At 67.9% G+C, this 15245-nt stretch carries 13 protein-coding genes and 1 pseudogene; 11 read left to right on the top strand and 3 right to left on the bottom strand.

Annotated elements, in window-relative coordinates:
• Positions 1 to 141: 141 nt before the first annotated feature.
• From IEZ15_RS17180 to IEZ15_RS17140, 9 genes are all read left to right on the top strand, one after another.
• Complete coding sequence (locus IEZ15_RS17180) at positions 142 to 1128, top strand: LacI family DNA-binding transcriptional regulator (protein ID WP_114242966.1); 987 nt, start codon at positions 142 to 144, stop codon at positions 1126 to 1128.
• A 1071-nt stretch (positions 1129 to 2199) separates the two neighbouring features.
• On the top strand, positions 2200 to 3231 hold the full coding sequence (locus tag IEZ15_RS17175) for a sporulation protein (RefSeq protein ID WP_189277791.1): 1032 nt from the start codon (positions 2200 to 2202) through the stop codon (positions 3229 to 3231).
• On the top strand, positions 3231 to 3485 hold the full coding sequence (locus IEZ15_RS17170) for a twin-arginine translocase TatA/TatE family subunit (protein WP_189277790.1): 255 nt from the start codon (positions 3231 to 3233) through the stop codon (positions 3483 to 3485). The genes IEZ15_RS17175 and IEZ15_RS17170 overlap by 1 nt, the downstream gene beginning before the upstream one ends.
• Before the next feature lie 551 nt (positions 3486 to 4036).
• Positions 4037 to 4738, top strand: a complete 702-nt coding sequence (locus tag IEZ15_RS47055; protein ID WP_229845926.1) for a serine hydrolase — start codon at positions 4037 to 4039, stop codon at positions 4736 to 4738.
• A 47-nt stretch (positions 4739 to 4785) separates the two neighbouring features.
• Complete coding sequence (locus IEZ15_RS17160; RefSeq protein WP_114242970.1) at positions 4786 to 5112, top strand: PadR family transcriptional regulator; 327 nt, start codon at positions 4786 to 4788, stop codon at positions 5110 to 5112.
• A complete protein-coding gene (locus IEZ15_RS17155; RefSeq protein ID WP_189277788.1) occupies positions 5109 to 5465 on the top strand; it encodes a DUF1048 domain-containing protein in 357 nt (118 codons plus the stop codon). Before IEZ15_RS17160 ends, IEZ15_RS17155 begins: the two co-directional genes overlap by 4 nt.
• Before the next feature lies 1 nt (position 5466).
• A complete protein-coding gene (locus tag IEZ15_RS17150) occupies positions 5467 to 5793 on the top strand; it encodes a DUF1048 domain-containing protein (RefSeq protein WP_189277786.1) in 327 nt (108 codons plus the stop codon).
• A 317-nt stretch (positions 5794 to 6110) separates the two neighbouring features.
• The gene (locus IEZ15_RS17145) at positions 6111 to 7097 is read left to right on the top strand and encodes an ATP-binding cassette domain-containing protein (RefSeq protein ID WP_373302582.1); all 987 of its coding nucleotides are present in this window, start codon (positions 6111 to 6113) and stop codon (positions 7095 to 7097) included.
• On the top strand, positions 7094 to 7885 hold the full coding sequence (locus IEZ15_RS17140) for an ABC transporter permease (RefSeq protein ID WP_189277783.1): 792 nt from the start codon (positions 7094 to 7096) through the stop codon (positions 7883 to 7885). Before IEZ15_RS17145 ends, IEZ15_RS17140 begins: the two co-directional genes overlap by 4 nt.
• Here the strand turns inward: IEZ15_RS17140 and IEZ15_RS17135 are convergent.
• Both IEZ15_RS17135 and IEZ15_RS17130 read right to left on the bottom strand, forming a co-directional pair.
• The gene (locus IEZ15_RS17135; RefSeq protein ID WP_189277781.1) at positions 7866 to 9800 is read right to left on the bottom strand and encodes a hypothetical protein; all 1935 of its coding nucleotides are present in this window, start codon (positions 9798 to 9800) and stop codon (positions 7866 to 7868) included. The genes IEZ15_RS17140 and IEZ15_RS17135 overlap by 20 nt on opposite strands.
• Before the next feature lie 180 nt (positions 9801 to 9980).
• Positions 9981 to 10553 carry a hypothetical protein gene (locus IEZ15_RS17130; protein WP_189277779.1) on the bottom strand — a complete coding sequence of 191 codons (573 nt, stop codon included), beginning with the start codon at positions 10551 to 10553 and terminating at the stop codon, positions 9981 to 9983.
• 505 nt (positions 10554 to 11058) lie between these two features.
• Between IEZ15_RS17130 and IEZ15_RS46760 the strand changes: the two genes are divergently transcribed.
• Entirely contained in the window at positions 11059 to 12753 is a 1695-nt protein-coding gene (locus tag IEZ15_RS46760; RefSeq protein WP_308427412.1) for a hypothetical protein, read from the top strand.
• Between the two features lie 6 nt (positions 12754 to 12759).
• Positions 12760 to 14508, top strand: coding sequence for an FG-GAP repeat domain-containing protein (locus IEZ15_RS46755; RefSeq protein WP_308427411.1), 1749 nt, complete (start codon positions 12760 to 12762; stop codon positions 14506 to 14508).
• Between the two features lie 496 nt (positions 14509 to 15004).
• Here IEZ15_RS46755 and IEZ15_RS17120 read toward each other — a convergent pair.
• Positions 15005 to 15245 (bottom strand): annotated as a pseudogene (locus IEZ15_RS17120) (IS6 family transposase); the annotation flags it as partial.

The following is a 15245-nucleotide window of genomic DNA, read 5'->3' as shown; positions in this document are numbered from 1 at the left end:
ACACCGCCCCGTTGATCACGGTCAAGAGTCCGTCTCTCGGTATACGAACGAGACAGCTGGTGAGGGAAAACGGTGGGAGCAACGGACAGTGCCCCGGCGCGAGGCACGGCCGGTGGCCGACGCCGTACACAGAACGCTTCGATGGCGGACGTCGCCCGGGTCGCGGGTGTCTCCTCGCAGACGGTGTCCCGCGTCTCAAACGGCTTCCCCGGCGTCAACGAGGAGACGCGGCAACGGGTCCTCGCGGCGATGAAGGAGCTCGGCTATCGGCCCAACAGTGCGGCCCGCGCGCTCAAGCGGGGCGATTTCCGCACGATCGGCGTGATCACATTCACGCTGTCCACGACGGGCAACGTGCGCACACTGGAGGCCATCGCAACATCGGCCGCACAGGAGGGGTATTCGGTCACGCTGCTGCCGGTCGCGGTCCCCACCCAGGACGAAGTACGCGGCGCCTTCTCCCGGTTGGGCGAGCTGGCGGTGGACGCGGTCATTGTCATCATGGAGGTCCATCTGCTCGACTCGGCGAGCCTGTCGCTGCCGCCGCACGTGAAGATCGTGGTCGCGGACTCGGACGCCGGAGACCGGTACGCGGTCGTCGACACCGACCAGGCGGGCGGCACGCGGGACGCCGTGCTGCATCTGCTCGACCTCGGGCACCGCACGGTGTGGCACCTCGCCGGACCGGAGACGTCGTACGCGGCGCAACGTCGAACGGACGCCTGGCGCAGGACACTTGAGGAGGCGGGCCGCATGCCACCACCCCTCGTGCGCGGCGACTGGTCAGCCGAGTCGGGCTACCGCGCGGGCCTCCACCTGGCCGAACAGGCAGACTGCACAGCGGTGTTCGCCGCCAACGACCAGATGGCGCTCGGTCTGCTGCGCGCCCTCCACGAGCGCGGCCGCAAGGTCCCCCAGGACGTCTCGGTCATCGGCTTCGACGACATCCCGGAGTCGGGCTCGTTCCTTCCCCCGCTGACCACGGTCCACCAGGACTTCGCCGAGGTCGGCCGCCGCTGCGTGGAGAGCGCCCTGCGCCAGGTACGGCAGGGCGAGGCGGAGCGGGGAACAACGCTGGTGCCCACACGGCTCGTGGTGCGGGACAGCACGGCGCACGGACGCGGCTGACGATGCGCCGCGCCCTCGTCGATGAGGCCGTGCACGAGGACCTCGAGGACGTGCTCCGCCCGCACGCGGACCTGGACGACACCCGAACCGCGGAACCCGCTCAATCGATGGATCGTCAAGCGCTCCCGACTGACCGAAGTGATCGACCGTCCTCGCGATCTCGGATGGAGCCGGCCGTCACCGGCCCGGTCCCTGCCGGCCGTTGCCTCCGACGAGGATCTGCGTGAAGCAGCAGATCAACCAGCATCACTCAACGTTGCCGCAGGCCACACCGCAGCCGGAGCGCCCCTCCCCGTTTCCCGATCAGCGCGCAGGGTGGCAGAACTGCACCCGGCCACCCGTCTGCGGATCACCGGTCGCCTCCGGTAACTGCCGGGCTCCCGACCGCCGGCCGGATGCGGACCGCATCTGCGCGGTACGCCACTTCAATTGGCGCCCGGGTGTCCTGGACGGCCTCCGCCGGCGGCTCCACCACTTCAGCTGCGACACATGACAGGAACACATCCCCGGCCGTTCGCGACAAGGCCGGCCGCCTGCTTGCCCACGTCGCACAGCATGGCGGCGTGGCCGAGATCAGCCACCCGCGGTTCCGCCTCCACCGCACGCAGCGGGCCTGGCTGAGTACATCGGCGCCCGCCGCCTCCACCCAAAGACCCTGCCATCCGGACATGGCAGCGCCGAAGCCGCGGCATGGATCGCCCGGGCCAACCGCCACGTACAACGCCTCGACTCCCTCGGTACCGGGGCTGCGCCACCATCTGCTCGGCGCGCCAATACCGGCAGTGTCGGCACCACGGCCCACCCCGCGCAACGCAACGCACCGCACCGGCGCACCAGGCGTTGACCGGCAGTCAAGACGGAGCACCAGCACGGCAAAACACCCTCGTCAAGCGGCTGCCCGGACCGTCTGGGCGATCCTTTTCGGACTTTCCCGCACCCTGCGCCCGTGCGGCTCTCAAAGCCTCCTCGCCGGCCCTATGCTTCTACACGACTGTAGAGCTTGGGCGTCTCCCATGACGTTACCGGGCTCCCCCGCAACCCTCGTACACACGTAAGGAAGTGAACGCCTCGATGGTGTTCAAACGACTGCTCGGCTCACTCGGTGTGGGCGGCCCCACCGTCGACACGGTCCTCACCGCCGGGGCAGCTGTACCCGGCGGCCCCCTGTCGGGCCAGGTCCAGCTCAAGGGCGGCAGCTCCGACTTCGACATCGAGCACATCACGCTGGAACTCGTCGCACGGGTGGAGGCCGAGCTCGAGGAGGGAGAAGGGGAGGGCGTCGTCGTCTTTGACCGGTTCACCGTCGGCGGCGGCTTCCGGCTCGCCGAGGGCGAGCAGCGCAGTGTGCCGTTCTCGATCGCGCTGCCGTGGGAGACGCCGGTCACCGAGCTGTACGGGCAGGGCCTGGGCATCGTCCTCGGCGTGCGCACCGAGCTGTCGGTGGCCGGGGCCAAGGACAAGGGCGACCTCGACCAGCTCATCGTGGGCCCGCTGCCGGTGCAGGAGGCGATCCTCGAAGCGTTCGGGCAGCTGGGCTTCGGCTTCAAGTCCGCAGATCTGGAGTACGGCCGCATCGGTGGCACCAACCAGCAACTCCCCTTCTATCAGGAGATCGAGCTGACCCCGGCGCCTCAGTACGCGCACACGGTCAACGAGATCGAGGTGACTTTCCTCGCCACTCCGGGCGGCATGGACGTGGTCCTGGAGGCCGACAAGCGCGGTGGGCTCTTCTCCGGCGGGCACGACGCGCTCACCCGGTTCACCGTCTCGCACGACGGAGTCCATCACCAGGACTGGCGCGCGCTCGTCGACGACTGGCTGCGGCAGTTGACCGAGCACCGGTCGGCGTACGCGGCGGGCTCCTCGTACGGACACGGTGATCCGTACGCCGGGAACCACAGCCATGGTCAAGGGCACGGTCATTACGAGGAGCGTCATCACGACGGTGGTCACCGCTCCGGTCCCGGTATGGGCACGGCCGTCGCGGCGGGCGCGGCCGGGCTCGCGGTCGGCGTCGTCGGAGGCATGGTCGCCGCCGAAGTCGTCGACGAGGTCGGGGACTTCTTCGAGGGCGACGACGAGGATGAGGGCGGCGACGACTGATGTTCGGAATCAGTGAGATCGCGATCATCCTGATCGTGGCCATACTCGTGCTGGGCGCCAAGAGGCTCCCCGACCTTGCCCGTTCCGCGGGCAAGTCGGCCCGCATCCTGAAGGCCGAGGCGAAGGCGATGAAGGAGAGTCAGGGCGCCGAAGGGGAGGCCGGGGCGCCTCGTGTGATCCGCGGCGAGGCCGTCGACCGGCAGGACTCCGGGGACTCGAAGACGGATATGGGGCAGTCTCCTGGCCGCACATGAGGCACGCCGTCCGGGCCGCGCCTGCGCCGGTTCGGCGCCCTGCGAAGGGGCTCGGTGTGCGGCGGCGCCGACCAGTCCGCTCTCGTAGGCGACGACCACGGCCTGGACGCGGTCGCGTAGTTGGAGTTCGCCGCCTGGGCCTTCCTGCCCCCGGCAGACCCAAACATCCGCGCCGTGGTCATCACCGAGCTCTATCGGCACCACACGGGCAGCCATCCCGTCCGGAGGCCGAGGGCCATTGGCCAGGGCTGGGCTGACGGCCTCGGCGTACGCGCCCGCGCACACGGAGTCGACATCGAGTGCCAACCCGGTCGGCTCACTCGGCCACGACTGGAGATCTCAGTCCCCGACATGCTTCTTCCTGGCCACACGCAATCCTGGTAGCGGCATCTCGTGCCGAATGCGCACACCGAGCACCGACGACGCGCAGAACCTCGGAACAGAAGGCCCGCACATCATGCACTCCCGACGCCCTGTCGCCCGTCGTGCCGCTCTCACCACACTGGCCGGGCTCGCGGCCCTGCCACTCTCCGGATGCACGGCCACGCCGGATGCCGCCTCCCCGGGCCCATCGGGCAGGACTCCGCCCGCCACCGAGCCCGCCGCATCGACACCGGTCGATCCCCATACGGAGCACGCATTCGGCGAACTGGAGCGGAAGTTCGACGCCCGGTCAGGGGTGTACGCCCTCGACCCGGCAGCGGCAGGACCGTCACCCACGGCCCGACGAACGCTTCGCCTACGCCTCCACCTGCAAGGCGCTGCTTGCCGCCGCCATGCTGGACAAGCACTCCCTCCGGCAGATGGACCGGCTCGTGCGCTACGGCCGCGACGATCTCATCAGCAACTCGCCGATCGCTGAGAAGCACGTCGCCACCGGACTGACCCTGCGTGAGTTGTGCGACGCCGCCGTCCGAGGCGTATCCGCGGCTGTTCCATCGTCACCCTCCGACATCCGTGCCTGGGCACGAGGTCCTATTGGGCAGATCTCCGTCGTCGCACGCCATCCGCCCTCCCAGCAACCCGGCGAACCTTCCCGGTCAGAGCACTCACCGGGTGGGGTGCCGGCGGTGATCGAGGCGACGGGGACGAACGAGTGGAATGCGGTCTCGTCTTGGCGGCGAGACCCCTTCGAACACCAGAGGACCGAGGTCCACGTCGCATTGGATCTCTTCCTTCGCTTCGCGGATCGCAGAGTCCGGTCCGTGTTCGTCGATCGCTGGCAGCCTCCACTACTCGGTGATACAGTATAGTGGTACTCGGTAGTACGCAGTACCGATTGCACGGAGGAGGACTCGCGATGGACGACCTGACGGAGATGCTGAAGGGCACGCTCGAAGGGTGCGTGCTCGAAATCATCGGCAGCGAAGAAACCTACGGGTACGCCATCACCCGACAGCTGAACGAGCTCGGCTTCGCCGACGTCGTCGAGGGGACGGTGTACACCATCTTGCTGCGACTGGAGAGGAACAGACTCGTCCAGGTGACGAAACGACCGTCCGGGGTCGGCCCGCCGCGCAAGTTCTACGCGCTCAACGACGCCGGACGCGAGGAACTCGCGAAGTTCTGGGCGAAATGGCAGTACGTCTCATCACGCATCGACAGGCTCAAGGAGGGCGGGAGATGAACTTCTGGGAGACCATCACAGGCAGCGATCTCACCAGGGAATGGAAGGCGTTCGAAGCCCGGGCCGAAACCCTGCCAGACGAATACCGGGCGGCGTGGGAACAGATCAAGGGCCACCTCTTTCCCCATGGGAGCTTCACCGGCCGCAACCTGATGCCGATCCTCGACGCCACCCTGGGGCTGCTCGAAGAAACAGCGGCGGACGGGCAGAGCGTCCACGAGGTGCTCGGCGACGACATCCGAGGCTTTTGCGCGGCGCTGGCCGGTGGAGAAGGGGCTCGAACCTATCGCGACCGGTGGCGCGAGCAGTTGAACAGGAACGTCGCAAGGAAATTGAGCCGGCTGGGAGGCTGACGTGGGCATCCAGGACATCATCGAGGGCAAGAAGCAGTGGCGGGCGCACATGGCTCGGGTCAAGGCGCTCCCGCCGGACTACCAGATCGTCTACAAGGAGATTCAGAGGTACCTGTTCAAGGTCGGACCGATCGGCCTGCCTGACGGGCCCCTGCTCCCGGGGATCGTCGACTTCTTCGAGGAGGGCGCGGCCGCGGGCAAGGGGGTCTTGGAACTCATCGGCAAGGACGTCGCCGCATTCTGCGACGACCTGGTCAAGGACTCCCCCACCTATGCAGACGTCTATCAGGAGTCCATCAGCGGGGAACCCGGCACAGCCGAGAAGTAACACCCGTCGCATCATGTAAGTGGGTGTAGCCCGCACGCGCGGTCCGCTCGCCTCCGCACAGCGCGAACAGGCGCGGGCCGACCTGCCACCAGACGCCGCCGCAGATCCTGTCCACCGATCCGGTAGAGACGGCCTGGCCCAGCCCTGCCAATGCCCCCGGCGAGCAGGTCTCCGACTGCGGGCCGCTCGACACCATTTTCCAGGATGAAACGACTGACGTGCAGTCACGGACAGTCACTCAATCCGAGTTTCGAAGCAGCTTCCACTCCCCCTGTGTCTTCAGCCTTCGAAAGGAAGTCACCATGGCTTCATTTGTCATGCCCACATCCAGGCAGGGTGACGGTCACCCGTCGCCGACCGCAGTCTCCGCCGTCGGGCTACGCAAGTCATACGGCGAAAAGCTCGTCCTCGACGGTATCGATCTGCACATCCCGGCCGGGTCTGTGTTCGCGCTGCTCGGCCCGAACGGCGCCGGCAAGACCACCGTCGTCAAGATCCTGTCCACGCTCATCAATGCGGACGGCGGGCAGGCCCAGATCGCGGGCCACGACGTCGCCACATCACCGGACGGGGTGCGTGCCGCGATCGGCGTCACCGGGCAGTTCTCCGCGGTGGACGGCCTGATCACCGGGGAGGAGAACATGCACCTCATGGCTGACCTGCACCACCTGTCCAAGCCAGAGGGCCGGCGCACCGCAGCCGAACTCCTTGAGCGGTTCGACCTGGTGGAGGCCGCGAAGAAGCCCGCCTCCACCTACTCCGGCGGCATGAAGCGCCGCCTCGACCTCGCCATGACTCTGGTCGGCAACCCGCGGATCATCTTCCTTGACGAGCCGACCACCGGGCTCGACCCGCGCAGCCGCCACAACATGTGGCAGATCATCCGTGAGATGGTCTCCGGCGGCGTCACCGTCTTCCTCACCACGCAGCACCTCGAAGAGGCCGACGAGCTCGCAGACCGCATCGCGGTCCTCAACAACGGCAAGATCGCCGCCCAGGGCACCGCCGACGAGCTCAAGCGGCTCATCCCGGGCGGGCATGTACGGCTCCGCTTCTCCGACCCAGCGGCGTACCGGTCCGCCGCCGTCACCCTGCGCGAGGCCGCCCGCGACGACGAGGCACTCGCGCTCCGGATTCCCAGCGACGGCAGCCAGCGCGAACTGCGCTCGCTCCTCGACCGGCTGGACTCCGCCGGCATCGAGGCGGACGAGCTGGCCATGCACACACCCGACCTCGACGACGTCTTCTTCGCCCTGACCGGCGACACCAATGTCCCCAACCAGCCCAAGGAGAACGTCCGATGAGCGCCCTCTCCCTCGCCGTCCGCGACTCGAACACGATGCTGCGCCGCAACCTGCTGCACGCGTGGCGCTACCCGTCCGGGACCCTGAACCTGCTGCTCACGCCGATCATGATGCTTCTGCTCTTCGTCTATATCTTCGGCGACGTGATGAGCGCGGGCATCGGTGGCGGCGGCGCCAACCGCTCCGACTACATCGCCTACATCGTCCCGGGCATCCTGCTGATGACCATCGGCAGCACCGTGATCGGGCCCGCGGTGTACATCTCCATGGATATGGCCGAGGGCCTCATCGCCCGCTTCCGCACGATGGCGGTCTACCGCGGCTCGGTGATCATCGGGCACGTCGTCAGCAGCGTACTGCAGTGCATCGCCAGCGTGGTCCTCGTCGGCGCCGTCGGCGTGGCCATCGGCTTCCGGTCCACGGACGCCACAGCCCTGGAGTGGCTGGCGGCGTTCGGGCTGCTCGTGCTGTTCGCCCTGGCGCTCACCTGGATTGCGGTCGGGATGGGTATGGCCGGCCCGAACCCGGAGGCGGCCAGCAACATGGCCATGCCGCTGATCCTCCTGCCGCTCATCTCCAGCGCTTTCATCCCAGCCGACACGATGCCGGGCTGGTTCCAGCCCATCGCCGAGTACCAGCCCTTCACCCCGGCCATCGAGACCCTGCGCGGACTCCTCCTCGGGACCGAGATCGGCAACAACGGATGGATCGCGATCGCCTGGTGCGTCGGCCTGTCCGTGCTCGGCTACCGCTGGTCGATGGCGTTGTTCAACCGCGACCCGAAGTAACGGTCGCCTCCCACAGCTCGCTCGCTCGAGGGCGGTGTGCTCCGACATCGCGTCGGCGTACGCCGCCTGTCCGCGTGGAGCCCTTGACCGTGACGACCTTCTGGAATCCGCGCCAGTCGCTGTACGTACGCAGCGCGGGCTTGCTGAACTCGTCGTCACTCTTGCCCCAGGCCGCGCCCGAGTAGGAGTACTTGGTCGTGATCCGGTCCGAGACGCCGGTGATCTTGTCCGTCTCGGTCACCGAGTCCACGACGTACTTGTTGAACCAGGAGAGGGCGGGCTTGTCCTCCTCGCCGTCCGGCGACCAGCGGGTCGGGTAGCAGGTACCGGTGTTCTTGGACTGGTCGACGTCGGGCTGGGTGCGGCAGCCGCCCTTGTAGACGACCTCGACGTCCGCGCCGTTCTCCGTGGAGACGGCGCCGATGCGCGGTCGCGTGAAGCCGGGCCGCGAGTCGCCTGCCGACTTGGGGACCAGGTTCGGCAGCTGGCGGTCCTTGAGGTAGCTGCCGAGCGGATGGTCACGGTCGACGACGTACGGACCGAAGCTGACGCCCGCGTCGGACAGCAGGGTGCCGGTGGAGTCACCCGCGCCGAAGCCGCGGCGGGTGATCTTGGTCAGCCAGAGTCCGGGAGAGGTGTCGTACCAGTCGCGCGGGAAGCTCTGCTGCAGGGTGTAAGTGTCCACCTTGGCCAGGCCGGTGGCACCGGGGCGGGCCGCTTCCGTCGTGACGGACTCCAGCCGCTTGGTCGTCCAGAAGGACGGGAAGGCGGGGCAGAGCTTCGAGTCCGACTTGCAGTTCAGGTTGCCGGGCGCGTCCCACCACGGACGATAGGAGGCCGGGTCCTTCGTGTTGTTGAACTTCGCCTCGTCGCACACGGTGGCGGATTCGAGGCAGCGTTCCTTGGTGTTGAAGACGACGCGCGCCGAGGGCGAGGTCAGCGAACCGGTGCGCAGACCGTACTCGATGGCGGTGGGGTAGCCCCCGCGGATGTACTGCTCGGGAGACTTGAACTTCTTGTTGGGCGCGTAGTAGTTGGTCTCCTGCTTCCAGTTCACGATCACCGCGTTGCCGTGGACGTCGACGATCTTGTCCAGGCCCCACTGCCAGGCCTGCTGCTTCTTCACCGAGCCCTCGGTGCAGCGGGAGCCCGCGAACGCCGTGGCATGGCAGGGCTCACCGGGGTGGTTGCCGTAGACCGGGACGGTCAGGACCGACTTGGTGTCCGCGTGACCGCCGCCGACCTTGTTGAGCCCGAAGGAGAACTGCGTTCCGTCCGAGGTTGTGACGACCCAGTACTCGCCGTCGTTGTCCCCGTTGTCCCCGCCGGTCTTCAGCTCGACGCGCGTGCCGTCGTCGTTCTTGAGACGGTAGAAGTTCGAGGTCTTGCTCTCGCGGACCAGTTCGGTCGTCTTGCCGCCGAGAGACATGACCGCGTTGTAGGACACCCAGCACAAGTCGGAGGTCTTGTACTTCTTCTCCTTGTTGTTGGGCGCTCCGGCCGCGATGTCCGCCCGGTCATCCTGGCAGGTGCGGTAGCGGCGTTCGATGTGGCCCGGTTCGTAGTTCCAGCCCTCACCGATCCAGGATGCCTGGGGCGAGGTGCTGGAGGTCTTTCCGTCGACGGTCTGGGAGGAGTAGTCGAAGGAGATCTCCGGCGCCGGTCCCGCAGGAGCAGGCGGGACCTCCAGCGGATAGGACCAGTTGAACGCGCCGGACGAGCCGCCCGCCGTCCACTTGCCGTCGCCGAGCAGCGGGGTCGCCTTGAACGAACCGCCTTCTCCCGCACCGGAGTCGACCGCGCCGACGACCGCCTTGTCGCCGCCCGCCGCCGCTGCCGCCGTGGCGGACCGGACGTACGAAGCCTGCATCGCCGTGGAGGGCTTCTTCGCCAGTGGAGCCGAAGCCGGGGTCACCGTGCCGTCGGCCGCCGTGTCGACCGTCGCCGTGATCGTCTTGGCGTCGGTGTCGTTGACGGTCCCCAGCTCTTCGTACGTACGGCACTCCTCCAGGTCCGGAGTATCGAGATAGCACTCGGGGAACTGGACGAAGCGCAGGCGGGAGGCCCAGTCCGCGCCGTAGAGGTTCTGGTACGCCTAGTAGTCGAGTTCCACCGCGATAGGCACCGAGGCGCCGGGCGGGGCCGTGACGGTGACGACCGCGCCGTCCACGCCCTCCGACTGGGGGGCGGTGCGGTCGGGGATCTCGACCTGCCAGGTCCCCGTGGGCATGGCGGCGCCCGGCGCCTGTCCCAGCTTCACGGGGAGGGTGCCGACCGGTTCGGGCTCGGCCGCCGCGAGCCGCGTGACGCCGGCGCGGGAGGCGGAGGTGAGGCCGGTCTGCTGCGCCGCGCCCTGGGCTGCGCCGCCGAAGGTCACCGAGCCCGTACCGACGGGCGGTGTGGTGGTGCCGGCCAGCGCCTCCGTGGTGTTCGCGGGCTCCTCCACCGCGATGCTCTCCAGGTTGGCATCGCGCGTGGTGCCGTCGATCAGCTCTTCCTGACCGAGTTTCTCCAGCACGAGCTCCTCACGCGGCACCTCTGCCTTCGAGGGGTCCGGAGGGAGTGCGAGTGCGTCGGTCGGCAGCAGTGCCACCGCCAGCGCGAAGACCATGGCCGAGACCATGGTGGAGCGGCGGCCCTTGAGGCGCGCGGACAGCGATACGGACACGGTGTGGTCCCCCCGGACGACAGGAGCGGCGCCTGACAGACCACAGGCGGATGCCACTTCAAGAACGCGCTGATTCTGTGACCACGCAGTGAAGAAAGCCAGACCTTCCCGTGACCAAGTGATCACCATCATGCCGCGTTTAAAGACAAATGTGATAGGTCGTCAAGAAGTGGATCTTGGTGGCCATTTGACGTGCGAATCAGACACGGAAGGCGATTTGGTGGCATTCGATCCGTTCGGGCTGAACCGCTGCCAAGCGACGCATCGAAAGGCCCTGATTGGGGAATTTTAGGGCGAGTTGTCGTGGCAGCGGCAGAGGTATGCCGCCTCTCCTGGTCGCGCGAGCCGGACTTCCCCGTTCGCCACGTCGCGTCGTCCGGCGCACGCAGCCCGCTCCCGGGGCGCGTGACGGCACGGGATTCGTAGGCCATGATCTGCTCGCATCTTCACGTCCTGCGCACAACTGCGTCGTGCGTGGTGGCTCAAGGGGGAGGAACTCGCGCACATGTCGAGCAGCTGGCGCCATACGGCCAGGGGCAGAGCCACCGCGGCAGTCGCGGTGGCCGTCGTCGTGGCATCCGGTCTGACCTACGTCGGACTCAACACTCCGGACACGGAACGGAGCACCGACCGGCCGGAGCGTGCCACGCACGCACCGCTCGACGAAGCCTCCGCGGCGGCGGAGGCCGCCAAGTCGGGCAAGGCCGTCGAGGCGACGGCGCTTCGCACCGCGTACTCGACCACCTGGGCCAGGCCGGACGGCAAACTGCAGCGCCGTATCCACGCAAGTCCCGTGCGCGCCAATGTCGGTGGCGAGTGGAAGTCGATCGACCCGTCTCTGGCCCGGGTGAAGAACGGTTGGTCGCCGAAGGCCACCAACGTCCGGATGGTGTTCTCTCCCGGCGCGCAGGCCGAATCCCGACGGGCGTCGCGCGACCGTGTCCGGCGGGTGTCCCTGCTCGCCCCCGCCGCCGCCTCGGCGAACGGCAACGCGCTGGTGACGCTGTCGACCGGTGGGCACGACATCGTGCTGACCTGGCCCGGCGCGATCCCGCAGCCCATCATCGATGGATCCCGTGCCCTCTACCCGGAAATCCTGCCCGGCGCCGACCTCGTACTGACGGCCGACGACGGGGGGTTCGCCCAACTCCTGATGGTGAAGAACCGTCAGGCCGCTGCCGATCCACGCGTCGCCCAGCTCTCGTACGGGCTGTCCTCCCCGGACCTGAAATTCCTGCTGGACCCGACCAGCAGGATTCTCAGCGCGGAGGACGACGAGGGTGACGAGATCGCCGTTTCGCCGAGTCCGCTGATGTGGGACAGCTCCGGCACCCCCGCCCTCACCGATGGTGCGGGCGCCGGCACGGCTCCGCCACCGAGCGCCGAACCCGAGCCGACCGACACACCTGGCGGAGGAACCGGTGGGGATTCGCCCTCACCCTCCGCAGAGCCCTCCGACACCATGAACGACGGTGAGATGGGCGACTCGTGGAACGAGGTCCTGCCCGGGGCGACGGACGAGGCGCCCGACCCCTCCACCACCGAGCCGGCCGGCACCGCTCCGCCGGTTCCGGCCGAGCCGACACCCGAGCCCTCCCAGTCCGGTCCCGCGGCGACCCTCTCGCTGCCCGCACTCGCCGGTCCGCAGCCCGACTCCCACGGCACCCTCGTCGATGCCGACCTCTCGGGGTCGGACTGGGTCCTGATTCCCGACCAGGACTTCCTGACCGACTCGAAGACGGTCTATCCGGTCTTCATCGACCCCTCGATCAAGAAGCACACCAACGACTGGACGACCGCGTACAGCGGTCACCCCAGCGCGAACTTCTACAACGGCCGGAACTTCAACAAGGGCGGCACCCACGAGGCTCGCGTCGGCTTCGAGTCCGACACCTGGGGCACGTCCCGCTCCTTCTTCACCATCGACTGGGACGCGAACCTGAAGGGCGCCACGGTCCACGAGGCGACCCTGCGTGTCCTCGAGACGTACGCGTGGTCCTGCAGCGCGCGGCGGATGGACATCTACCTCACCGGGTCGATCAGTTCCAAGACGACCTGGAAGAACGCCCCAAAGATGACCAGCGCCAACAAGCTGGCGAGCCGCAGCTTCGCCCATGGCTACAAATCCGCCTCGTGCCCGGACGCGTACGAGGCGTTCAACGTGAAGCCGACAGCCCAGAAGGCCGTCACCGGTGGCTGAAAGACCATGACGCTCGGCTTCCGGGCCACCGACGAGAGCTCGCAGTACTCCTGGAAGAAGCTCCAGGCGGACAACGGCAACGACCCCTACGTCGACCTGCTGTACAACCGGCCGCCCGCCGCACCCACCAGTCTCGATCTCGACCCCGAGCTGAGCTGCGACACCACCTCCCCGTACATCAACCTCGGCGCTTCCCAGATCACGTTCTGGGCCAACAGCTCCGACAAGGACGGCAATCTCGCCAGTGTCCGCTTCGAGCTGTGGCCCACCGGCGGCTCCGGGAACCTGCTGGGCTCCAAGGCGGTCGTCTCGGTCGGGAGCGGTACGTCCTCCGCCCGGGTCCACACCGATCCGCTGAACACGAGCGTCCTCAAGAACGGCACCACCTACTCGTGGAGGGCCCGGTCGGTCGACAAGTTCGGTGCCTCGTCCGCGTTCGCACCCGCGTCGGTGCCCTGCCGCTTCGTCTTCGACACCTCGAAACCCTCCCCGCCCACCGTCACCTCGACACAGTTCCCGGACGCGGACGCGAGTGACAACGGCTTCGCCAACGAGCCCGAGGACGCGAAGTGGAGCACCGTCAAGTTCGGCACTGCGGGATCGTTCTCCTTCAAGGCCGCGCAGGCGGACGTGGTGAAGTACGAGTACAGCTTCAACCAGGGCTCGTACGCCTTCTCCGCCGCCCGGACCAACGGCGCGCCGGTCACCACGGTGACGACGGTCTCCAACGCGAAGCCTCCGGCCGCCGGCCCCAACGTGCTCTACGTGAGGACCGTCGACGACGCGGGCAACAAGTCCGAACCGCGCAAGTACCTCTTCTACGTCACCCCCCGCGACCAGGCCGACGCCCCAGGGGACTTCACCGGTGACAAGCTGCCGGACCTCATGGTCGTGGACGGCAACGGGAACCTGCGGTCCTACGCGACCGAGTACACAACGGACCTGACCAAGGGCAGCGGTCGCATCGGCTACTCCGCGTCCGGCGCCTACCAGGGCAACCCGACCAAGGACCCGAATGGTGAGGACGACGAACCCCAGTACGTCGGCCCGCCTTCCGGTTACTGGAAGAACACCCTGATCACCCACATCGGCGACATCTACGGAGGTGACGGGCTCCAGGACCTCGTCGCCCGTCGCGAGGGCAAGCTGTGGGTGTACCCGGGCGACGGGTACGGCGGCGTCAACGTCGACAAGCGCCAGGAGATCCTGCTGCCGTCGAACGCACCTGCCCCCGACAGCATCAGCCAGATCGTCTCCGCCGGAGACGCCACGGGCGACGGCAAGAGCGACTTCTTCCTCACAGTCGGCGACGCCATCTGGGCCTTCGTCGGATACAACGGCGCCACCGTCGACAAGGCCGTACAGCTCTCCAGCTCCCCCTGGACCGACCGCGACATCGTGACCGTCCAGGACATCACCGGAGACGGAGTGACCGATCTGCTCTACCGCTCCACCAGCGGTCGCATGCTGCTGCGGACGGGTATGAAGGCGACAACGGGTGGAGTGGACCTCACCTCCCTCGCCTCGGCGGCGAACTCCGCGGGCGGAGTCGACGCCGTGTACGGCTCCGGGGGTTGGGAACCGGCCAAGATCCGTCTGCTGTTCGGCACCCCCGACCTCAACGGTGACGCGATCCCCGACATCTGGGCTCTCAGGGTCGACGGAACGCTGAACGTCTACACGCCCTCGCGCACCGACACCGGTGCCGGGACGCAGATCACCACGGGATGGCAGAACAAGATGGCCATCGGCTGACGCCCTGTCCGCCTCCAAGCGCCGGGCCCGGAGACCGTCTCCGGGCCCGGCGCGCGTGTTCCGTGCGGGGGCGGGTCAGTGCAGGAGACGGAGGGGGACGGCACCGGCCATCGCCTCGGCTCCCCGGTCGTTGGGATGGAGACCGCCCTTACTGGATCGGCTTCCGCAGCGTGCAATGGACTGAACCCGACCACCCCGTCAAGGTCGAGTTCACTGGCTCATGGGACCTGCGCCAGCTACGTCCGCACTTCTTCCCCCGTGCCGCCGCCGTCATCTTCGGCCGCCGCCGCTCCCTCGCTATCGGGCAGCAGGGCAACAACGCCGTCCCTCTGCCGCGCAAGACAGAGATTTGGACTGGGAAGATCCCGAACCCGGAACGGTTCACTGCACCGCTGGATGTACGAGAAGGCGATCGGGGGCGCTGTCACGTTGTTGGGTGTGTACGTGCCTGACGGGGCGTCGGGGCAGGGTGGGCCCCCCGGGTCCGGGCCTGTGTTCAGGCCGTGGTGGGCCAGCCGACAGCGCCGGTGCTCTCGTCCCAGATGGCGAAGCGGTGGCGGATTTCGGCTCGGTAGTCGTGTGTGGTCATCAGGTGGCGGCGGGGTCGGAAGTGGGGCGAGATCCCGCTGAACACGGACAGGAACCGTTGGGCCCCACCTACGGAGCGGAAGCCCTTCATCGCCCGTTCACGCTGCCTGGTTGGCTGGTGGCTGTTCTCCGCCCGGTTGTTCAGACCC

It is taken from the genome of Streptomyces atratus, from assembly GCF_014648655.1.
Classification (GTDB): Bacteria; Actinomycetota; Actinomycetes; order Streptomycetales; family Streptomycetaceae; genus Streptomyces; species Streptomyces atratus.
The sequence above is the reverse complement of the archived record's forward strand: the minus strand, read 5'-3'. Positions and strand labels throughout refer to the sequence as shown.